Raw genomic sequence first — 20533 nt, 5'->3', positions numbered from 1 at the left:
TTGGGACAAATAGTGTATAATTTTGCGTCATGAATCATGCAATTGCACATATGGATTTGGATGCGTTCTTCGTTTCCTGCGCCAGGCTTCAGAACAGCGATCTGAAAGGCATTCCCCTGATCATAGGTGGTGGCGAGCGCGGTGTAGTGGCATCATGTTCATATGAAGCCCGATATTTTGGTGTGCGCTCGGCGATGCCGATCCAGATGGCGCTGAAACTTTGTCCCGATGCAAAAGTGGTGAAAGGTGATTATGAAATGTTCTCGAAATTATCACATGATGTCACCGAAATCATTCAGCAGCGTGTCCCCGTGATGGAAAAAGCAAGTATTGATGAGTTTTATCTGGATCTTACCGGAATGGATAAATTTTTCGGCTGTTACCAGTGGACTCAGGAAATTGCATCACAGGTAACTAAGGAAACCGGATTGCCGATCAGTTTTGCACTTTCTGTGAATAAAACCGTTTCGAAAATCGGAACCGGAGAATCCAAACCTTCCGGTAAGCTTGAAATTAATGAATCCCAGATTAAGCCATTCCTTAATCCACTTTCCATCCGGAAAATCCCAATGGTTGGCGAAGCGACCTTTCGCTTGCTCTCAAGAATCGGCATCCGGACCATTAAAACCCTTTCCGAAATGCCGGTATTAGCCCTTCAGCAGATGATCGGAAAAAATGGAACCGAGCTCTGGAGAAAAGCCAACGGAATCGATGAAACCCCAGTAATTCCTTATTCCGAAAGAAAATCAATTTCAAAAGAACATACTTTTTCCAATGATACTATGGATGTGTTTGCCATAAGAAGTCTGATTTCAGGAATGGCAGAAGAACTCGCTTACCAGCTGCGCAAAGAAAAATGGCTCACTTCCATCGTGGTCATCAAAATCCGTTACGCCAATTTCGATACGGAGACCAAACAATGCAAAGTGGCTTATACTGCAGCAGATCATACCCTTTCGCGGATTGCTCAGGATTTGTTTAATAAAATCTATACCCGCAGAATGCGCCTGCGTTTGGTTGGTTTACGGTTTACCGGCTTGGTACACGGCAGTCACCAGATGAATCTTTTTGAAGATACCGAAGAACTGATGAACCTTTACCAAACCATGGACCGTATTAAGAACCGCTTTGGCGCTGATGCCGTGAGACGGGCTTCAGGGTTTGATTTCTCGGACGGAACTGCAGATGCCCCAAAAACATATAAATAATGTTCCTGAACTGTCATTCATATCACAGTTTACGCTACGGCACACTCTCCATTGAGGCACTGGTACAGCAGGCGTACAAATCAGGAACTAAAGAATTAGTTTTAACGGACATTAATACCGTTACCGGAATTTATGAATTCAAAAAAGAGTGCGAAAACTATGGCATCAAACCCATCGCAGGTGTTGAAGTAAGAAAAGAAAACAAACTGTTATACATTGCTGTGGCAAAAGAGTTCAGCGGGATTGGAGAAATCAACCGCGTACTGACCGCACACAATTGTGATGGCGAGGAACTCACGGAAAAAGCGCCCCCGTTTGAACAGGTTTTTGTGATCTATCCAATCAATAACATTCCGGAAACGCTTCAGGAGCATGAATTTATCGGTTTGCGCGAGGAAGAATTAAACTTAATGATCCGTCCGGAGTTGATGAGCAGAACCTACAAAATGGTAATTCTGCATCCGGTAACGTTCAGTACCAAAAAAGAATATCATTTACATCGGGTTTTAAGGGCGATTGAAAATAACACTTTGCTTTCTAAACTTTCTGAGGAAGACATCTGCAGCAAATCAGAATATCTGAGTTCTGAAGCAAGTGTACTGAAATCATTCGAGCGGTATCCCGAAATCATCAGAAATACAAAGAAAATTCTCTCCGAATGCAGTTTTGAATTTGCCTACAAAGAACGTGGAAGCACCGAAAACAAAAACAAAAAATATTTCAAAGGATCTTTAGAGGAGGATATGGAACTTTTGACCAGTCTCGCCTATTCGGGATTAGAAAAACGATACGCAGCCGATGATGAGGTCGCACGCAAGAGAGTTGAAAAAGAACTTAAAGTGATTGGTGACCTCAAATTTTCCGCATACTTTCTCATCACTTGGGATATCGTTCAATACAGCAACAGCATGGGATTTATGCATGTCGGACGGGGAAGTGGAGCCAATTCTATCGTAAGTTACTGTTTGGGAATCACCGATATCTGCCCGATAGAACTGGATCTTTATTTTGAACGTTTTCTGAATCTTAACCGAACCTCGCCGCCGGATTTTGATATCGACTGGAGCTGGCAAAACAGAGACGCAATCCTGGAATATATTTTTAATAAATACGGAAAAGATCACGTTGCGTTTTGCGGAACCAATGTCGAATTCAAATACCGTTCGATATTCCGGGAAGTGGGGAAAGCCTTTGGTCTGCCCAAAGAAGAGCTTGATGATCTTGCGACAAAACCGATGGAAACCCATGATGGCAACAAAGTCGTAAAACTCGTTCACAAATATGGTAAACTTCTGGAAAAATTCCCCAACCAGAGAAGTATGCATGCCTGCGGAATTCTGATTTCCGAAGAGCCTATTACGAATTACTCTGCCTTGGAAATGCCTCCAAAAGGATTTCCGATCGTTCAGTTTGATATGCATGTGGCTGAAGACATCGGGCTCGAAAAGTTTGATATTCTTTCTCAGCGGGGCTTGGGAACCATCAGCGACACGGTGGAACTCATTAAAAAAAACCGTGGAATTGAGGTGAATATCCGGGATACTTCTATTTCTAAAGATGAAGCGGTGTGTAATGAGTATTTGGCAACAGGAAAAACAATAGGATGTTTTTATATAGAAAGCCCGGCAATGCGCGGACTTTTAAGACGTTTAAAATGCAGTGATTACAGAACTTTGGTGGCTGCCTCTTCCATCATCCGGCCGGGTGTGGCGCAAAGCGGAATGATGAAGGAATATATTTTCCGTCACAACAATCCCGATCAGTTTGAATATTTTCATCCCGTATTTGAAGAAAATCTGAAAGAAACCTACGGAATCATGGTTTATCAGGAAGATGTGATCAAAATTGCGCAGTATTTTGGCGGCCTCAGTCATGCCGATGGAGATATTTTAAGACGGGCCATGAGCGGAAAAGAGCGGTCCATTCAGAAGCTGAATGAAGTGAAAAACAACTTTTTTGAATCCTGCAAAAATCAGGGACATTCGGAACAGATGACTACGGAAGCTTTCCGACAGATTCAGTCTTTTGCGGGATATTCGTTCTGCAAGGCGCACTCGGCGTCTTATGCGGTAGAAAGTTACCAGAGTTTATATTTAAAGGTTTATTATCCGCTGGAATTTATGGTTTCGGTCATTAATAATCAGGGTGGGTTTTACAGGACCGAAGTTTATGTTCACGAAGCGAAAATGTCGGGCGGAATCATTCAGAATCCCTGTGTTAATTCCAGTGAATTTCAGACTTCACTGCAGGGAAAAAATATCTTTCTGGGATTTATGCACCTTCAGTCGCTCGATACCAAAATTGCGCAGCTTATCTCTGAAGAACGGGAGAGAAACGGAAATTATCAATCATTGGAAGATTTTATCCGACGCATTCCGATTGGGATTGAGGGAGTACAGATTCTAATTTTTATCGGCGCTTTCCGGTTTACCGGGAAACAGAAAAATGAACTTCTCATTGAAGCAAGATTGCTGCTCATTAACTTCAAGCCCGAAAACAGAGGTAGAATGCTGTTTGAAGAACCTGTTCAGGACTATCATCTACCGGAGTTGAAAAGGGATTTTTTTGAAGATGCTTTTGATGAGATCGAAATCCTGGGATTTCCGGTTTCCTACACACCGTTTGACCTTCTGGAAACCCAATACAGAGGTTCTGTTTTTGTGAAAGATCTTTTGAAAAATCATAAAAAACAGGTAAAAATGTTGGCGTATCTGATTTCCCGAAAACACGTGCCAACCAAAAAAGGAAATATGTTTTTCGGCACCTGGATCGACGTGAACGGCGATTATTTCGACACGGCGCATTTTCCGGATTCTCTGAAGCAGTACGATTTTATGGGTGGCGGCTGTTATCTGCTGTTGGGAACGGTTGAGGTAGACTATCATTTCCCGACCATCACCGTCATTAAAATGGCTAAAATGCCGATGATTCCCGATCCGCGTTACGCTTACCACAAAGAGAAGCAGTACGATATTCACCGCCAGATTAAAGAAGATGTAAGCATGACGTTCCGGAAGCCTTATCCTCAGGAACATGAAATCGGTTTACCGCGGCATAAAATCAGTTAAATTAGAAAATCAGCGTTTCTCATATTTCCAGTTGCGGCCTTTTCCTTCGGAAATCCACTCTAGCGCCTGTTGCATTCTTTTGTTTCTGGTAGTTTCGGTTTTTGCATCGGTGATCCACATGATGTATTCTTTCCTGAAGTAAGGTGATGCGTTTTCGAAGACTTTTTTAGCACCAGAATTTTGATTAAGCGCCTCAGAAAAATAGGCCGGAACTTCGGTTTCTTTCTTTTCGGGAGCTGCTTTCTTCAGCGTAACGCCCATGTCGGTAAGGTCCATGGCTTCTTTAATCGCTGCTTGTAGCAGAACTTTCGATGGAAGGTCGTCGATGCTTGTAATTTTTCCTAACGTAAACATTCCGGTTCTTTCGGCGTTCTCGGTGATTTCTTTTATGGTTTTCATTTCCTTTTCAAGCCAGAACCCGAAGCCGCAGTGTTGCTTAAATGCAGTGAACGCGCAGAGGATTTTCCCCTTGTACATGAAATGCGGAAAACTCCACTTCCAGGTTTCTTCCACCTCCGGACAGGTTTCGTGGATGATTTCGCGGAGATGAATAAGAATGGGTTTTGCGAAGGGCTGGGCATTCTCAATATAGGCGTCAATCCTTGGTTCTGAAGTTGGCATGTTCATAAAGATTTAAGTAAAATTAGTAATTTTCGGAATACAGAATCTGCGGCTTCTTTAAAAGTTCGGGGTGAAAATAATTTCTTCAGTTTTCACCAAAATAAAAAGCACTGAAAAATCAATGCTCTTTATCCTTTCATTTTACTTTTTTTCCCATTATCCCGGGACAGGCTTTATGAAAAAAGCCGGAGAGAATCCGGCTTTATTTTTTATACGACACCTTGTGCAAGCATTGCTTCTGCAACTTTTACGAAACCTGCGATATTTGCACCTTTCACATAGTTTACATAGCCATCTTCTTCTTTGCCGTAATCTCTACAAGCTTTGTGAATGCCGATCATAATTTCCTTAAGTCTTGCATCAACTTCCTCGGAAGACCAGTTCAAACGGATGGAGTTCTGGGTCATTTCCAGACCGGAAGTGGCTACACCACCAGCGTTGGAAGCTTTCCCCGGAGAGAAAAGAACTTTGTTTCCTAAGAAATGATTAATTGCATCTAAAGTTGAAGGCATATTTGCAGCTTCGGTAACGCAAATTACTCCGTTTGCTACAAGATTCTTCGCATCCTCCAGGTGAAGTTCGTTTTGTGTTGCTGCAGGAATGGCAACATCACATTTAACTTCCCATGGACGTTTCCCTGCATGGAATTCAGCACTTGGGAATTTCTTCGCATAATCTTCGGCTCTGTTGTTCCCTGATGCTCTTAATTCTAAAAGATAATCGATTTTTTCGCCACTGATGCCGTCTTTATCATAGATGTAACCGTCTGGACCGGAAATAGTTACAACTTTTCCGCCAAGTTCGGTAGCTTTTTTCACAACACCCCATGCAACATTTCCGAAACCTGAAACACAAACCGTTTTTCCCTTGAAATCCTGTCCAATGGTTTTCAGCATCTGCTCTGCGAAATATACAACCCCGTAACCTGTCGCTTCCGGGCGGATCAATGAACCACCGTAGGCTAAACCTTTTCCGGTAAGTACCCCTGTAAATTCGTTTCTGATTTTTTTATACTGACCGAATAAATAACCGATTTCTCTTGCACCAACACCAATATCTCCTGCAGGAACATCGGTTTCAGGACCAATATGTTTGCACATTTCCGTCATGAAAGCCTGGCAGAAACGCATGATTTCATTATCAGATTTTCCTTGTGGATCGAAATCTGCACCTCCTTTTCCACCACCCATTGGTAATGTGGTTAAAGAGTTTTTGAAAGTCTGCTCGAAAGCCAAAAATTTCAGAACTGATAAATTTACGGTAGGATGAAAACGGATGCCGCCTTTGTATGGACCAATTGCAGAGTTCATCTGGATTCTGAAACCTCTGTTTACCTGAATTTCACCTTTGTCATCAACCCACGGAACACGGAAGATAATTGTTCTTTCCGGCTCAGCCATTCTTTCCAAAAGTTTTTTTCCGGTGTACTGTTTTCTAGTTGAAATAAAAGGAATTACAGTAACTGCAACTTCTTTCACGGCCTGAAGAAATTCCGGTTCATTCGGATTTTTAGCTTCAATTCTGGCCATAAATTCCTGAATTTTCTGGTCTACGTTATAGTGCTCCATAAGGGGGTGATTATTATTGTCAACAAATTTAATTTTTTTTTCAAAACTTGCAACAAAAATTTTAATAATTGATTAAATATTAATAATATTGGAGTTTATTTTTGTTAAATTCACAATTTTAACATTTATAATATCAATTATTGAATGTTAACTTAAGATTAATAAATTTTTAAAAACCTGCATATCTTAATTCGCCAGATATTGTCTTCCCGAAAGTGCTTTGATGTACCCGGAAATTTCAAGTTGAAGCAAATCGGGCAATATTTTATAGGATGGAATCTGCATTTTTATCGAAATCTCATCCAGTGAAAGCGGGGTGTTTTTATCTAAGGCCTTTAAAAGGGTTTGCTGAATTTCAGGCAGTTGAATCCTGATTTCTGAACTTGGAAAGAGCTCGCCCGTTTTCTCACTTTCTTTATGAAATCCCAACTGTTCTGCCAGAGCAGAAAGGGTGTAAATGGCCGCCGCTTTATTCTGAAAGATGAGCTGGTTGCAGCCCTGGCTGTATTTATCGGTAATTTTGCCTGGCAGCGCATACACTTCGCGGTTATAATTGTTGGCAAACGTCGCAGTACTGATGGAGCCGCCGCCAAAAGCTGTTTCTACAACTATTGTTGCAGGAGAAAGTCCAGCAATGACCCGGTTTCTTTGGATAAAATTTTCACGGTCGGGTTTCTGCCTGGAATTGAATTCCGTAAAAAGAACGCCGTTTTCTTCTAAAATTCTTTCGGAAAGTTTTTTGTTTTTGCTCGGATATAGCGTGTGGAACCCATGTGCTAAAACCGCTGCAGTCGGAATGTTTTTCTGAAGCGAAACTTCGTGAACTTCAGTATCAACGCCTAAAGCCAAACCACTTACTGTAATGACTTTTTTGGTTTTAATCTCTTCCAGAAAATCCTGTACAAACATTTTTCCGTATGGTGTAATATTGCGGGTACCAACAATACTAAGCGGTTGCCGGGCGGGATCGTAACTGCCTTTTTGGTAAAGGATGGCGGGAGCATCTTCACATTCGTTAAGATGATAGGGTAGGTCGCCGAGATGGCGGAGGTTGATTTTAATATTATTTTTCTCGCAGAAATCCAGTTCTTCTTCCGCAAATTTCAGATGGTTCGGATTGCCAATTTCGAGAGATATTTTCCGACCGATCCCATAGATGTTTTTCAATCCAGATTTTGAAATTTTCCAAACTTCTTTTGCAGAGCCAATTTCACTCACCAATTTTCTGAAGACCATGTCGCCGATGAGCGGGCAGTGGCGAAGTGCAACAGAATATAGGGTTTCTTCGGAAAACATGGGTTATTTTTCTCAAAATTATTAAAAATTATTCGTTTTTCCGGATTTTGTCTAAATGATCCCAAGGATCTTCTTTTTTAAGATAAGGAAGCTCCATAAAATCATCGGGATGATTTTCTTTGTATTCCTGCCAAAGTTTATCGTCTTTCTCGCTGTAATAATTCGGGAACTGCCAGATAAAACGTTTGTTCTTTTCACCTGTTTTTCTGAAAACAAATGCCATGATCATCCCTACTACCGCCCCTGAAAGATGCGATTGCCACGAAATTCTGCTGGGCTCTTCAAGATTCGTAAACAGTTCTTCGGGCATCACACCCCAAACCAAACTTCCGTAATATAACGCCACAATGAGTGAAACGGTGAGCAGCTTCATATTCCACCGGAAAACGCCACTGAAAAAAAGGAAAAAAGCCAATACATATACGATTCCGCTGGCACCGATAATACACACAAAATTGAAATTACCGGTAAAAATATCAATCGGTGGCAGGAGCCAGACCAAAAATGCTGATACAAACCAGCCAAGAAAGAACACTTTTTTTGCGATAAAAGGGTAAAACTGAAACAGCAAAAAAATCAAGACAAAAATAGGGACTGAATTTCCAAAAATATGCTCGATATTGCCGTGCAGGAAAGGGGATAAAAAAATTCCCTTCAGGCCTTCCGGATTCAGCGGAATAATGGCGCCACTACAACCGTCGAACAGCCCGAGATATTGCAGGAAAAACCCCAGCCACATTGCTGAAACCATTATGGTTGCGTAGATTACCGCTCTGTAATTCAGGGATTCTTTTAGCATACCTATTTCTTTGTCAAAACTTTTACCAAAATAAATTTTAAGTAAATATGGCTAATCTTTTACAATCCTAAAAACTTATATAAGACAAAAAGTAATAAAAACATCTGCAGGGAATTGTAAGGTTTTATTTGTTTACATTAAATTTGCAGTCTATGAGACAGTTTATTATCGTTTTTCTTACATTGCTGGCGTTGCCCGCCTATTCCCAAAATGGCAGAAATATTTTAAAAGAGATTGATTCTATTTCTCAGCAAAGATGGGATTCCGTAGCTTTAGATCTGGACAGTCTGGCGAATCCTAAGCTCATCAACTTTGATGTCCGTTTTAAAGACACCCTTGTAATCCGCGATAAAGTAGTGATTTCAAACATAACGGAAGATATTCCGATTACACCTTATAACCTTCTGAAACTTAAAGAACCGGTAAGATGGTTTTATTTTGGGCAGAATAATCTGGTATTTAACCAATCGTCTTTTTCTAACTGGAATTCGGGTGGAAATAACAACATTGGCATCATTGGGAAAATTAATTATAATTTAAGTTACAAAAACAGAAAGCATTTCCTTGATAACAACCTGCAGCTGGGTTACGGGTTTGTTACGTCTCAGGGTGAATCTTCAAGAAAAACTGAAGATTACATTAACCTTATGACCAATTATGGATATGATGTTGGTAAAAACTTCTATCTATCTACCGGTTTTCAGTTTTTATCGCAGTTTTCTCCCGGTTACAATTACAGCGTAACGCCAGATCCGGAATTCGCCGACCGCGTTTCAAGATTTATGGCTCCCGGTTATTTAAACGCCGGTTTAGGTATTTCATACAACCCGAATGAGAATTTCCAGGTGATCTTCCGGCCTGTAAACGGTAAATTCACTTTTGTTACTGATCCTTTTCTGCAGAAAGCAGGCAAATATGGTTTGGAACGTGATGGGCAAAGTGTGCGTTCGGAGTTAGGTGCGCTCGTAAATATTCTTTACCGAATGAAAATTTATAAAGACATTAATCTGGTCAATCAAATCAACTTCTTCAGTAATTACGTCTTTCATCCGGAACGTGTAGATATCGCTTATAACGGAACTTTAAACATCAGGTTCAACAAATTTATTTCCACCGTGGTAAGTCTGGATCTGCTTTACGATCATGATCAGCTGCAGAAACTTCAGATGAAACAGACCCTGGGAGTTGGTTTCTCCTATAATTTAGGTTTTGAAAACAAAGAAAAAAACAAGAAGCTTATAAAACCTTTTGTTAATTAAATTTTGTGTGTGTTATACATTCCAAAATTCCCGGTCGAGGCTTCTGTACTGAATGGCTTCTGCGATGTGACTTGAATTGAGCGTCTCTTCGAGTTCTAAATCTGCTATGGTTCTGGCTACTTTCAGGATTCTGTCATAGGCTCTTGCCGAAAGATTTAGTTTTTCCATGGCAGTTTTGATGAGATTTTGTGAGGTTTCATCGAGTTCACAGTATTTTTCAATTTCCCTGGGACCCATTTGGGCGTTGTAATGAATTTCGGAGTTATGGTATCTTTTGGACTGAATCTCGCGGGCTTTTAAAACGCGGCTCCGGATTTCATCACTCTTTTCACCTTTTCTCTTGTCAGAAAGCTGGTCGAATTCCACTTTCTGGACTTCAATATGAATATCAATCCTGTCGAGCAACGGTCCGGAAAGTTTGTTCATGTACCGCTGCATTTCAAACTGTGAGGAAGTGTTGTTGGGGTCATCTGGGAAATAACCGCTCGGGCTGGGGTTCATACTTGCTACCAGCATAAAGCTTGCGGGATAATTTACGGTAAATTTGGCGCGTGAAATGGTGACTTCGCGGTCTTCCAAGGGCTGGCGCATGACTTCGAGGACGGTTCTTTTAAATTCGGGCATTTCATCTAGAAATAAAACGCCGTTGTGCGCCAGGGAAATTTCTCCCGGTTGCGGATAGCTTCCGCCACCAACTAAAGCCACATCAGAGATGGTATGGTGCGGACTTCTGAAGGGTCTAACGGTCATCAAAGAAGTCTCTGTTCCTATTTTTCCTGCTACCGAATGTATTTTGGTGGTCTCTAAGGCTTCTTTTAGGGTTAAAGGCGGAAGAATACTCGGAACTCTTTTTGCGAGCATCGTTTTTCCGCTTCCTGGCGGACCGATTAAGATAATGTTGTGCCCGCCTGCCGCCGCAACTTCCATGGCGCGTTTGGCGGTTTCCTGGCCTTTCACTTCCGAAAAGTCGGTGGAAAAGAAGTTGATTTTATCCTGAAACTCTTTGCGGGTATCGATGGTTGTTCTTTCCAGTGGAATTCCTTCATTAAAAAAACCGATGACTTCCCTGATGTTTTCAATCCCGTAAACCTCCAGCTGATCTACAATAGCTGCCTCACGGATATTCTGTTTAGGTAAAATAATTCCTTTGAAACCTTCTTCACGGGCTTTGATGGCGATGGGTAAAACGCCTTTAATTGGCAATAGTCCTCCGTCCAGCGAAAGTTCTCCCATGATGATGTAATCGCCGATGTCTTCAGCTCTGATTTGTTCTGAAGCGGCCAGAATGCCTAAAGCGATACTGAGATCGTATGCCGAGCCTTCTTTCCGCAGGTCTGCGGGCGCCATGTTGATGGTAATCTTCTTGCCCGGTATTTTATAACCGACGTTCTTTAAAGCCGCAGAAATGCGGTAGCTGCTTTCTTTAATTGCATTATCGGGCAGGCCCACCAAATGATATCCCACTCCTGAAGTATCTACATTCACTTCGATCGTAATCGTTTGTGCAGAGACTCCAAAAATGGCACTTCCGTAAATTTTTACCAACATATCTGTGTTTTGAGATAAAATTAATAATTTTTTTTGTGATTAGTCAGCAACCGGTTTTCTGTTTTTTTTGGACCGTTAAAAAGCATGAGAACTTTTCCTTTTGATATACTGTTGACCTGAAGTATTAATGGGGAGGATATGAAGGGGACGTTAAGAAGAATAGCGGATGTTACGGCGCGACTACGGGGCAACTACGGCTCAATCTCTCTAAAATGTTTATTAAAAGTGGTTCTGGAGGTTTTATTTAATAAGAAATGATGGTTTCTTGTCGCAGCTAACTCTATAACCGTCTGTATTTTAGCATGCTGCAAATTTAATAAATTTTCCAATACTGCGATTTGTGATTATTTTATAACCTTTTACATTGATTTTATATTTCTTATAAGGAATAGTGTTGAGGTTTTCATTGATTTAATGGGTAGTTGATATGGTAACCTGAGAAATTTTTGGGTAACCTGGAGGGTAACCTAAAATGGAATAATTTAAGGGAAAAAGTGAAATATAGAAAGGAGTAAGAAATCCATTAAACCTAATGTTAGATTCTAAGCACAAAAAAACTCCTCAATTTCTTGAGGAGTTTGTGGGTCCTGAGGGATTCGAACCCCCGACCCTCTGGGTGTAAACCAGATGCTCTGAACCAACTGAGCTAAGAACCCTTGTTTTTGGTGTTGCAAATATACAAGCTTTTTTTATTTCTGCAAATTTTTTTCAAGAAATTCTCCCACTACAAAGTTACTTCCGCCGATAAAAATCATTTCCCCGTTTTTAAGATTCTGTTTTGCAGAAAGATATGCATCATTGACGTGATCAAAAATTTTATAAAAAATTTTCGATTTTTTCAGTTCATCTTCATAAAAACTGGGATGAAGGCCCCGGTTGAGGTAAGGTTTGGCAAAATAGAAGGTGGCATTCTCCGGAAGAATCTTTAAAACTTCATCAATTTTTTTGTCTTTTACGAAACCAAGAACAATATGTTTGAACTTCGGGATGGAATTGAGCTGAGCAAAAACCTCTTCCAAACCTGCCTGGTTATGGGCGGTGTCGCAAATTATCTGTGGAGCTTCGGAGAACTCGAACCAGCGGCCGATAAAACCAGTGTTTTTCTGAACATTCAACAAGCCTTTTTCTACCTTTTCCTGTGGAATTATCAGCCCTAAATTCCTCAGTGCTTCAACAAGTGCAATCACCACCTTAGTATTCTTCTGCTGATAATTTCCCTTTAAATCTGAAGGTAAAGATGCTTCAATTAAAGTGGCATCAATCCATTCCGAGCTGTTCTCTTCTGCTCTTTTTCTGATGATTGATTTTACACTTTCATCGTCGTCACCGCTGATGATGGGCGTGTTTTGTTTGATGATTCCTGCTTTTTCTGTCGCGATTTCTTCCACTGTGTTTCCCAGAATATTCTGATGGTCCAGCGCAACATTGGTGATGGCTGAAACCAAAGGACGTATGATATTGGTAGAATCTAATCTGCCGCCGAGACCTACTTCAATAATGGCGAAATCTACATTTTGCTGTGCAAAATATTCGAAAGCCATGATGGTGGTGAATTCGAAAAAGGAAGGGCGGATGTCTGCGGGCAGGTTTTTTAGCTTTTGTATGAAATTATAAACAAATTCCCTGTCGCAGTTTTGACCGTTTACCTTAATTCTTTCGGTGAAATCGATGAGGTGGGGCGAATTGTAAATTCCCACTTTATAACCCGACTCCTGAAGAATTGAGGCGAGCATGTTGCTGGAAGAGCCCTTGCCGTTGGTTCCGCCAATGTGGATGGTTTTTATTTTGTACTGTGGGTTTCCGAAGAATGCGCAGAGTTTAGTGATGTTTCCGAGGCCCGGTTTATAGGCTTTTTTCCCATCGATCTGGTAATTCGGGGCCTGTACAAAAAGCCATTCAACGGCTTCCTGATATGCTTGGTTTGTCATGGTGCAAATTTGATTAAAGTTTTTGGAATTCAGGAAATTTTGAGGTTAAATTTCGGTGTTCAACATGCCGGGTTTCGTTGCTATTATCTGCCCGCGCTCCCGATTGAACGGCATGTCTGAGCTCTCCGCGACAGCGGAAGCGAGTAGTGAAAGCGGGAAATATGCGCCCAATAAAAATTAAAAAGTTATGCGGTAAGTGCCTGTAGATGAGGTGGAGGCTTTTTCTGCCTTTACATATTTTTTCACCCACGACACGGATGTAGAGGAAATACATGGATCGGAAATACCGCCGGATCTGCGGGCAGAAATTACATTTCCGGCTTTATCGACGGTGTAGGCAATACTGATGGTGCCGCTTGCGGAGCAGTTGTGCGAAGGTTGCGCACCGCCACGACCCATGGTTCCGGGAATAAAACCGATAAGGTTTCTGTCAACGCCTATTTTACTGTCGCCCTCTCCGTCGCCGCCCAATGGATCGCCTTGGTTTCCTGCAGTTCCGTTGGTGCCCTGTGTACCGGTCTTTGTTCCACGGCCTTTAATCAGATTTCCGATGGCAGCTGTACCTTTTCCGTCGCCGGTTCCTGTGGTGGAATTGGGTGTCGAAGCCTTGGTGGCAGAGGTTTTTGCCGGTGCCGGTTTTGTCGCTTTTTCAGTTTTCGGGACAGAGACTTTGGTGTTGCTTCCGGTAAGAATTTTTTCTTTTATTACAGGTTTTGTAACGGCTGGTTTGGGCTCGGGTTTGGTTTCAGCAATCACTTCCTTTACAGGTTCGGGGTTTGCGATTTCTGTATTTGCGGCTAAGCTTCCGTCCTGATTTGCGGGTTCTTCGGCCTCAGCACCGTTTTGGTTATCGCCGAAATTAATGAGCATTGTGGTGATTTCCTCAGGTTTTTCGGTGATTTTGGTAAATTTATAAAAGAATATTCCAAGAAAAACCAACAATGAGATGATGAAGGTAATCACTGCACTGTTCCTTCTGTCTCTTTCTTCGGCTTTCTTATGTTGTAAGGTATAACTCATTAATTTTCCTGAGTGGTGGCAATCGCTAAATTAAACTTGTGCGTTTCTGCAATTCCCATTACAAAAACCACATCTTTGTGTTTGGTGTTTTCGTCGGCCCGAATGGTGAATGATGGATTGGGAACGTCTTTCAGGGCAGTTACCAAAACATTTTCCAGCTGTTCTTTCGGGATTTCCCTATCGTTTACAAAATATTTGCCATCTTCCTTAATAGTTACGGTTGAAGGATCCTGAACGCTGGGATTTGTAGCATCCGCTTTCGGAAGTTTCACATCGATGGCGCTTTGGCTGATGGCGGAACTTGTGATCATGAAAAATATCAACAACAGAAAAATTATATCTGTCATCGACGCCATGCTGAATTCGGCATTTACTCTGTTTCTGCGTTTCAGTTCCATTAAAGCGGTTTATTTAGGGCATCAAGAAACTCGTTCACATGGGTCTGGATTTTCAACACCAGTCTGTCAACGTTGGTTACCAGAATATTATAGAAGAAATAAGCAGGGATTCCGACAAATAACCCAACTGCGGTAGTTGCCATCGCGGTATAAATTCCCGATGCTAAAAGTTTTGGGCTCACCGCACCGGTAACATTCGATATTTCAAAAAATGCCATGATCATCCCGACAACGGTTCCTAAAAACCCAAGCATTGGTGCTGCTCCGGAAGCAGAAGCTAGGATGTTCAGGTTTTTCTCGAGTTTTGAAACCTCCAGTTGACCCTGGTTCTGCATCGCATTCGAAATGTCTGAAATGGGTCTTCCGATTCTTGCCAGACCCTTTTCGATCATCCTTGCTTCAGGCGAGTCGATGGTTCTGCAGTAATCTACCGCAGTCTGTATTTTACCGTCCTGTACGAAATCTTTAATGTTTTCCAGGAAATTCGGAGTTTCCTTTGAAGCTCTTTTAATAAAAAAATATCTTTCGAGAAATATATAAAGCGCGAGAATCCCCAGCAGGAATATTAAAACCATAATGATGTTGCCGAGCAAACCGCCGCTGAAAAGGATTTCCCAAAGCGAGAACACATGTTTTTCGGTCGTGGTATTAATAACTTGGGTAGGAGTTTGTAAAAACATTTTTTAATTCTTGATTATAGAGTTGAACGGCAATTTTAAAATAATATTGTAAAAAAGCCGATGAATAGAAGATTAAATTAAAAAAGACTGCGGTAAAGTTTAGTCTTCTTCTACGATAATTTCATCTTCCTTGAAATGACATTTGAGTTTGAACGGGATCGGTTCATCGGATCCGGTATAGAAATCATCGATGTTTCCCTTCCAGTACAACTGCAGTTCGCCGTTTGCGTCGGTGTCGAACTTCAATTCGTTATCGTAAAGATAGGCATCCTCATCGTCGAAAAGATCTACTTCGGTATAAGTTTCGTCTTCAGTATCATTTATCACAAAGGTTTTCCCGTTAAGTTCGTCTTCATCGATAAGAAAATCGAAAATTTTCAGAGACATCTGTGGAAACGGATATTGCAGGGAATCATCATCTACATGATCCAAAGAATCATCTGTAATGATCTCAATTTCCAGAAAATGTTGTTTGTTGCTGTAAACCGCTTTGCAGTAAGTGCTTTTGAGGTGGTATTTAAGGGTTTCTTCAGGATGGTAGATTTTTAAAATCCCTTTCATTTCTTTAAGAAAATAGTGTTAATTAATTGTTTGTGATCCAACCCAACAAAGATAAAAAATTGATTGATTGCGCAAAATTATTTGTTTCTTTTTTGAATTTACCTTTGAAATGGTTTTTTGAATAGAAATTTTTAAACAAAATACTATAATTTAGCAATTCTTAAAAGATTAGAAATGAACAAAATTTTTCGCCGCGTACTTTTCATTATCGGTCTGTCGGCAGGTTTAGCTTCCTGCAAGAAATCGGATTCTCCGCTAACCAAAGAAACTCCGCTGGAAATAGATTCTATTGCCGCCAATTATTATGAGCAATATCTGAAGCTTTATCCGCTAGAAGCCACCGCGCAGGGAGACTTAAGGTACAATGACCAGTTGCCGGTGAATATCGATAAAGATTTTATTTCGGGTGAAATATCGTTTTACAATACCGTACAGAACCAGATGAAAAAGGTGGATTATGAAGCCTTAAGCGACGAAGATAAAACGACTTATGATGTGCTGGATTATACGCTGAAAGATAAAATCGAGCGCTATGCTTATCACCCGGAATATATTCCTTTCAGCCAGTTTTCCGGACTTCCGCTGGATTTTCCTTTACTGGGCAGCGGGCAGGGAAGCCAGCCTTTTAAAACTGAAAAAGAATACGAAGACTGGCTGAAGAGAGCCGAAAAATTTCCGGTTTGGATGGATACCGCGATCGAAAACTTCCGCGAAGGAACGGCCAATAATTATGTGCTGCCAAAGAAACTGGTCGTAAAAATGATTCCGCAGATGCGTGCCGAGGAAATTGTAACGCCCGATTTCGAAAAAAATATCTTTTACGGTCCGGTTAAAAATTTCCCGAAAAACTTTACCGATGCTCAGAAAGAAAAATTTACCGCGTTATTTAAGGAGTTGATATCAAAGAAAATCATTCCGGCCTACACGAAAATGGGAGATTATCTGGAAAAAGAGTATTTGCCTAAAGCCAGAAATTCAGACGGAATCAACGCGTTGCCAAAAGGAAAAGAAATTTATTCGTACTATGTAAAAAGCTGGACGACTACCGGGAAAACACCTGAAGAAATCAATAAAATAGGATTAGAGCAGGTGGCAGGTATCCGCGCTGAGATGGAAAAAGTAAAACAGCAGGTAAAGTTCAGCGGCAGTGTGGATGAATTTATCGCTCATGTAAAAACTGACCCGAAGGCTTTTCCTTATAAAACAAGTCAGGAAGTTTTAGACGGATTCAACGCGATTTTGAAGAAAATTACAACGAAACTGAAAACCATGTTTACCGTGACGCCAAAAACTGCTTTCGAAATCCGGCAAACCGAAAAATTTCGGGAAGCGAGTGCAAGTGCAGAATACGTGGTGGGAACTCCGGACGGAAAAAGGCCAGGGATTTTTTATATTCCCATTCCTGATCCGGCGAAGTTTAATGTGACTTCAGGAATGGAATCCCTTTTCCTGCACGAAGCAATTCCGGGTCACCATTACCAGATTTCGCTGCAGCAGGAAAACACTGCGCTGCCGAAATTCATGCGTTTTGGCTGGTTTGGTGCTTATGGTGAAGGCTGGGCGCTGTATTGTGAGTCGCTTGGGAAAGAATTTGGGCTTTATACAGATCCTTACCAGAAAATGGGTTCACTGAGCGATGAAATGCTTCGCGCAGTGCGGCTTGTGGTAGATACCGGACTGCACACCGGAACCATGAACCGGGAAGAAGCCATCAAATATTTCCTGAGCAATATTTCGTATGATGAAGCTGCGGCAACTGCCGAAATAGAGCGATATATGGCAATGCCGGGACAGGCGCTGAGCTATAAAATCGGCGCACTCAAGATCCGCGAACTTCGCGATCAGTATCAGGAGGAACTTGGCAGTAAATTCAGCTTAGCGAAATTTCATGATGAAGTGCTCAATCAGGGCTGTTTGCCACTGGATGTTCTGGACCGAAAAATGAAACTCTGGGCAAAAAAACAATAATTAATATTAAAACATTTTCTAATAAACGATCCTATTTAAGTAAAATAATTTAGGTTATCATTTATGATTAATTATTTGCCCATTACTATAGGAATGTGTCGAGACGATACGATGCGGAAAAAGAAATCATTGGCGTAGATAATTTTCTTACCAAAACTTTCGAAATTTATGAGCTAGTGAGCAAAGTTGAAGCACTTTTAAAATAAGCTCAATATTTATTTTTCAAAAAGCATTCTCGTTAAAAAATCTTTTTCTTTATTTCCTCTTGCGGGAGAGTATTCTCGGCCGTAGAAAATAATTTGCAGATGAAGTTTGTTCCAGCTTTCTTTCGGGAAGAGTTTTTTCGCGTCTTTTTCTGTTTCTACAACGTTTTTTCCGGAAGTTAGTTGCCATTGAACCATTAATCGATGAATATGCGTGTCGACCGGAAAAGCAGGTATGCCGAAAGCTTGGCTCATCACCACCGACGCAGTTTTGTGGCCAACTCCAGGAAGCGCTTCCAGTTCCTCAAAAGTTTTCGGAACTTCTCCGTTATGTCTTTCTACCAGGAGTTCTGCCATTTTTTTTAGGTTTTTCGCCTTGTTATTTGCCAGTCCTATTTCTTTAATTAAATATTTAATCTCGTCAACTTCTAAATCCTTCATTCTAAAGGGGTCTCCGGCAACTTCAAATAATTTTGGGGTAATTTGGTTCACCTTTTTATCAGTCGTTTGGGCTGAAAGAGCTACCGCGACCAAAAGCGTATAAGGATCACTATGATCCAAAGGAATTGGAACTTCCGGATATAATTTTTCGAGTTCCATCATCACGGTTTCGGCTCTTTGCTTTTTTGTCATTTTAGCTTTAAATTTGAGCAAAATTAAACATTATGTTGAAAGTTGGTGATCAGTTGCCCGAATTTGTAAGTGTAAATCAAGATGGTGAAACCGTAAATTCCCAAGATTTATTAGGAAAAAAACTTGTGATTTTCTTTTATCCAAAAGCCAATACGCCAGGCTGTACAGCGGAAGCCTGCGATCTAAATAATCATTTCTCAAAACTGAAAAAAGAGGGTTTTCAATTATTAGGCGTTTCGGCAGATCCTGTGAAAAATCAGAAAAAATTTCATGAAAAATTTGACTTCCAATATCCGCTACTTGCCGATGAAAACCGGGATGTCATCGAAAAATTTGGCGTTTGGCAACTCAAAAAATTCATGGGTAGAGAATTCATGGGAATTGTTCGTACCACTTTTATTTTCGATGAAAACGGAATATGCGTTCGCGTCATTGAAAAAGTAAAAACAAAAGAAGCGGCAAAACAAATCTTGGAAAACTAAGATTTAACCCAACATTTTTTGCGCTTTTTTCACCCCTTCAAAAAGAATATCAATCTCTTCAAATGTGTTGTAAACCGCAAAACTCGCACGCACTGTTCCTGCGATATTGAAGAAATTCATAATCGGTTGCGTACAATGATGGCCGGTTCTCACAGCAATTCCCAACTTGTCCAGAATCATTCCAACATCCGAAGAAATGCCAATTCCTTCCAGATTGAAAGAAACCACGCCGGTTCTGTGGGCCTTTTCGCCATAAATTTTTAAACCTTCAATTTCCAGAAGCTTCGTCTGAGCGTACTCGAGCAAGGCATTTTCATGGTTCTGAAGTTGTTCATGGCCAATATTTTCAATGAAATCTACGGCCGCTCCCAACGCAATATTTCCGCCTACGTTTGGTGTGCCGGCTTCAAATTTGAAAGGCAAATCTGCATAAGTGGTTTTCTCGAAAGAGCAAGTTGCGATCATCTCGCCACCACCGTGGAAAGGTTGAATTTTCCTCAGAATTTCTTCTTTTCCGTACAAAATGCCGGTCCCCATCGGGGCGTACATTTTATGCCCCGAAAAAACGAAAAAATCGCAATCCATTTTCTGAACATCTATATCGAAATGTGGCGCAGATTGAGCTCCGTCGATTACAATAATAGCGTCAGAATTTGCGCGTGTTTTTGCAATAATCTCTTCAATGGGATTTACAATTCCCAACGCGTTGGAAACCTGATTTACAGAGACAATTTTTGTTCTTTCGCTGAGGTTTTCATCTAAAAAATCGAGTTGCAGAATTCCGTTTTCATCCATCGGAATTACTTTTAGTTTTGCGCCGGTTCTTTCGCAAAGCATCTGCCATGGAACGATATTCGAGTGGTGCTCCAAATAAGAAATGATGATTTCGTCGTTTTCTTTAATTAAATTGGTTACCGCGTACGCGATGAGGTTGATTCCTTCCGTCGTTCCTTTGGTGAATATGACTTCGAAATCTTTTTTTGCATTGATGAATTTTTGGACTTTTCTCCTGGAAAGCTCCATTTCCTCGGTAGCCAATTGACTTAAAGTGTGAATTCCGCGATGAACATTCGCATTGATCTCCTGGTAATATTTTTCCCAAGAATTCAGTACCGATAACGGTTTCTGCGAAGTGGCAGCATTGTCGAGATAAACCAAGGGTTTTCCGTTAACTTGTTGGGAAAGGACAGGAAACTGGCTGCGAATATTTTGTAAATCGAACATTTTACTTATTTAGAATGCTTCAAATTTACGGAATTTATATTTGAAAACTATGTATTCTGATTGATTGTG

The 20533-nt window shown here is 41.0% G+C and carries 17 protein-coding genes and 1 tRNA gene; 5 read left to right on the top strand and 13 right to left on the bottom strand.

The window, feature by feature from the left end; translation table 11 throughout:
• Positions 1-29: 29 nt before the first annotated feature.
• Both dinB and CDW55_RS03520 read left to right on the top strand, forming a co-directional pair.
• Positions 30-1208: a DNA polymerase IV gene (dinB, locus tag CDW55_RS03525; protein WP_088468329.1), complete on the top strand. Its 1179-nt coding sequence runs from the start codon at positions 30-32 to the stop codon at positions 1206-1208.
• Complete coding sequence (locus CDW55_RS03520) at positions 1208-4276, top strand: DNA polymerase III subunit alpha (protein ID WP_088468328.1); 3069 nt, start codon at positions 1208-1210, stop codon at positions 4274-4276. The genes dinB and CDW55_RS03520 overlap by 1 nt, the downstream gene beginning before the upstream one ends.
• 9 nt (positions 4277-4285) lie before the next feature.
• On the opposite strand, the gene CDW55_RS03515 is transcribed toward CDW55_RS03520, so the two are convergent.
• The 4 genes from CDW55_RS03515 to CDW55_RS03500 all read right to left on the bottom strand — a co-directional run bounded on the left by CDW55_RS03515 (position 4286) and on the right by CDW55_RS03500 (position 8560).
• Complete coding sequence (locus tag CDW55_RS03515) at positions 4286-4897, bottom strand: YdeI/OmpD-associated family protein (RefSeq protein ID WP_179285901.1); 612 nt, start codon at positions 4895-4897, stop codon at positions 4286-4288.
• Positions 4898-5106: 209 nt separating this feature from the next.
• The gene (gdhA, locus tag CDW55_RS03510) at positions 5107-6465 is read right to left on the bottom strand and encodes an NADP-specific glutamate dehydrogenase (protein WP_088468326.1); all 1359 of its coding nucleotides are present in this window, start codon (positions 6463-6465) and stop codon (positions 5107-5109) included.
• A 186-nt stretch (positions 6466-6651) separates the two neighbouring features.
• Entirely contained in the window at positions 6652-7761 is a 1110-nt protein-coding gene (dprA, locus tag CDW55_RS03505) for a DNA-processing protein DprA (RefSeq protein ID WP_088468325.1), read from the bottom strand.
• Positions 7762-7789: 28 nt separating this feature from the next.
• A complete protein-coding gene (locus tag CDW55_RS03500; protein WP_088468324.1) occupies positions 7790-8560 on the bottom strand; it encodes a rhomboid family intramembrane serine protease in 771 nt (256 codons plus the stop codon).
• A gap of 152 nt (positions 8561-8712) precedes the next feature.
• Here CDW55_RS03500 and CDW55_RS03495 point away from each other — a divergent pair, with 152 nt between their 5' ends.
• The gene (locus CDW55_RS03495; RefSeq protein ID WP_088468323.1) at positions 8713-9819 is read left to right on the top strand and encodes a DUF3078 domain-containing protein; all 1107 of its coding nucleotides are present in this window, start codon (positions 8713-8715) and stop codon (positions 9817-9819) included.
• Between the two features lie 12 nt (positions 9820-9831).
• Here the strand turns inward: CDW55_RS03495 and CDW55_RS03490 are convergent, their stop codons facing one another.
• The 7 genes from CDW55_RS03490 to CDW55_RS03460 all read right to left on the bottom strand — a co-directional run bounded on the left by CDW55_RS03490 (position 9832) and on the right by CDW55_RS03460 (position 15954).
• Entirely contained in the window at positions 9832-11367 is a 1536-nt protein-coding gene (locus tag CDW55_RS03490) for a YifB family Mg chelatase-like AAA ATPase (RefSeq protein WP_088468322.1), read from the bottom strand.
• 581 nt (positions 11368-11948) lie between these two features.
• Positions 11949-12023 (bottom strand) — tRNA-Val (locus CDW55_RS03485).
• Positions 12024-12056: 33 nt separating this feature from the next.
• Entirely contained in the window at positions 12057-13295 is a 1239-nt protein-coding gene (locus CDW55_RS03480; protein ID WP_088468321.1) for a bifunctional folylpolyglutamate synthase/dihydrofolate synthase, read from the bottom strand.
• A gap of 177 nt (positions 13296-13472) precedes the next feature.
• On the bottom strand, positions 13473-14315 hold the full coding sequence (locus CDW55_RS03475; RefSeq protein ID WP_088468320.1) for a ferric siderophore ABC transporter substrate-binding protein: 843 nt from the start codon (positions 14313-14315) through the stop codon (positions 13473-13475).
• Positions 14315-14713, bottom strand: a complete 399-nt coding sequence (locus CDW55_RS03470) for an ExbD/TolR family protein (protein WP_088468319.1) — start codon at positions 14711-14713, stop codon at positions 14315-14317. The genes CDW55_RS03475 and CDW55_RS03470 overlap by 1 nt, the downstream gene beginning before the upstream one ends.
• A complete protein-coding gene (locus CDW55_RS03465) occupies positions 14713-15393 on the bottom strand; it encodes a MotA/TolQ/ExbB proton channel family protein (protein ID WP_088468318.1) in 681 nt (226 codons plus the stop codon). The genes CDW55_RS03470 and CDW55_RS03465 overlap by 1 nt, the downstream gene beginning before the upstream one ends.
• A gap of 99 nt (positions 15394-15492) precedes the next feature.
• Positions 15493-15954 (bottom strand): hypothetical protein, encoded by a 462-nt coding sequence (locus CDW55_RS03460; protein WP_088468317.1) that lies wholly within the window; start codon positions 15952-15954, stop codon positions 15493-15495.
• A 174-nt stretch (positions 15955-16128) separates the two neighbouring features.
• Here CDW55_RS03460 and CDW55_RS03455 point away from each other — a divergent pair, with 174 nt between their 5' ends.
• Complete coding sequence (locus CDW55_RS03455) at positions 16129-17922, top strand: DUF885 domain-containing protein (protein ID WP_088468316.1); 1794 nt, start codon at positions 16129-16131, stop codon at positions 17920-17922.
• A 215-nt stretch (positions 17923-18137) separates the two neighbouring features.
• Here the strand turns inward: CDW55_RS03455 and nth are convergent, their stop codons facing one another.
• On the bottom strand, positions 18138-18758 hold the full coding sequence (gene nth, locus CDW55_RS03450; protein ID WP_088468315.1) for an endonuclease III: 621 nt from the start codon (positions 18756-18758) through the stop codon (positions 18138-18140).
• Positions 18759-18790: 32 nt separating this feature from the next.
• Here nth and bcp point away from each other — a divergent pair, with 32 nt between their 5' ends.
• Positions 18791-19240 (top strand): thioredoxin-dependent thiol peroxidase, encoded by a 450-nt coding sequence (bcp, locus tag CDW55_RS03445; RefSeq protein ID WP_088468314.1) that lies wholly within the window; start codon positions 18791-18793, stop codon positions 19238-19240.
• Positions 19241-19243: 3 nt separating this feature from the next.
• On the opposite strand, the gene CDW55_RS03440 is transcribed toward bcp, so the two are convergent.
• A complete protein-coding gene (locus CDW55_RS03440) occupies positions 19244-20464 on the bottom strand; it encodes an aminotransferase class V-fold PLP-dependent enzyme (protein WP_088468313.1) in 1221 nt (406 codons plus the stop codon).
• Between the last annotated feature and the right edge of the window lie 69 nt (positions 20465-20533).

Origin of the sequence: Chryseobacterium sp. VAUSW3 (assembly GCF_002205795.1) — a bacterium.
Classification (GTDB): domain Bacteria; phylum Bacteroidota; class Bacteroidia; order Flavobacteriales; family Weeksellaceae; genus Kaistella; species Kaistella yananensis.
The sequence above is the reverse complement of the archived record's forward strand: the minus strand, read 5'-3'. Positions and strand labels throughout refer to the sequence as shown.

Coding starts and splice junctions, on each gene's coding strand:
- dinB (WP_088468329.1), top strand. CDS start 30: ATGAATCATGCAATTGCACATATGGATTTGGATGCGTTCTTCGTTTCC.
- CDW55_RS03500 (WP_088468324.1), bottom strand. CDS start 8,560: ATGCTAAAAGAATCCCTGAATTACAGAGCGGTAATCTACGCAACCATA.
- CDW55_RS03465 (WP_088468318.1), bottom strand. CDS start 15,393: ATGTTTTTACAAACTCCTACCCAAGTTATTAATACCACGACCGAAAAA.
- CDW55_RS03475 (WP_088468320.1), bottom strand. CDS start 14,315: ATGAGTTATACCTTACAACATAAGAAAGCCGAAGAAAGAGACAGAAGG.
- CDW55_RS03455 (WP_088468316.1), top strand. CDS start 16,129: ATGAACAAAATTTTTCGCCGCGTACTTTTCATTATCGGTCTGTCGGCA.
- CDW55_RS03490 (WP_088468322.1), bottom strand. CDS start 11,367: ATGTTGGTAAAAATTTACGGAAGTGCCATTTTTGGAGTCTCTGCACAA.
- gdhA (WP_088468326.1), bottom strand. CDS start 6,465: ATGGAGCACTATAACGTAGACCAGAAAATTCAGGAATTTATGGCCAGA.
- CDW55_RS03470 (WP_088468319.1), bottom strand. CDS start 14,713: ATGGAACTGAAACGCAGAAACAGAGTAAATGCCGAATTCAGCATGGCG.
- nth (WP_088468315.1), bottom strand. CDS start 18,758: ATGACAAAAAAGCAAAGAGCCGAAACCGTGATGATGGAACTCGAAAAA.
- CDW55_RS03460 (WP_088468317.1), bottom strand. CDS start 15,954: ATGAAAGGGATTTTAAAAATCTACCATCCTGAAGAAACCCTTAAATAC.
- dprA (WP_088468325.1), bottom strand. CDS start 7,761: ATGTTTTCCGAAGAAACCCTATATTCTGTTGCACTTCGCCACTGCCCG.
- CDW55_RS03495 (WP_088468323.1), top strand. CDS start 8,713: ATGAGACAGTTTATTATCGTTTTTCTTACATTGCTGGCGTTGCCCGCC.
- CDW55_RS03440 (WP_088468313.1), bottom strand. CDS start 20,464: ATGTTCGATTTACAAAATATTCGCAGCCAGTTTCCTGTCCTTTCCCAA.
- CDW55_RS03480 (WP_088468321.1), bottom strand. CDS start 13,295: ATGACAAACCAAGCATATCAGGAAGCCGTTGAATGGCTTTTTGTACAG.
- bcp (WP_088468314.1), top strand. CDS start 18,791: ATGTTGAAAGTTGGTGATCAGTTGCCCGAATTTGTAAGTGTAAATCAA.
- CDW55_RS03515 (WP_179285901.1), bottom strand. CDS start 4,897: ATGCCAACTTCAGAACCAAGGATTGACGCCTATATTGAGAATGCCCAG.
- CDW55_RS03520 (WP_088468328.1), top strand. CDS start 1,208: ATGTTCCTGAACTGTCATTCATATCACAGTTTACGCTACGGCACACTC.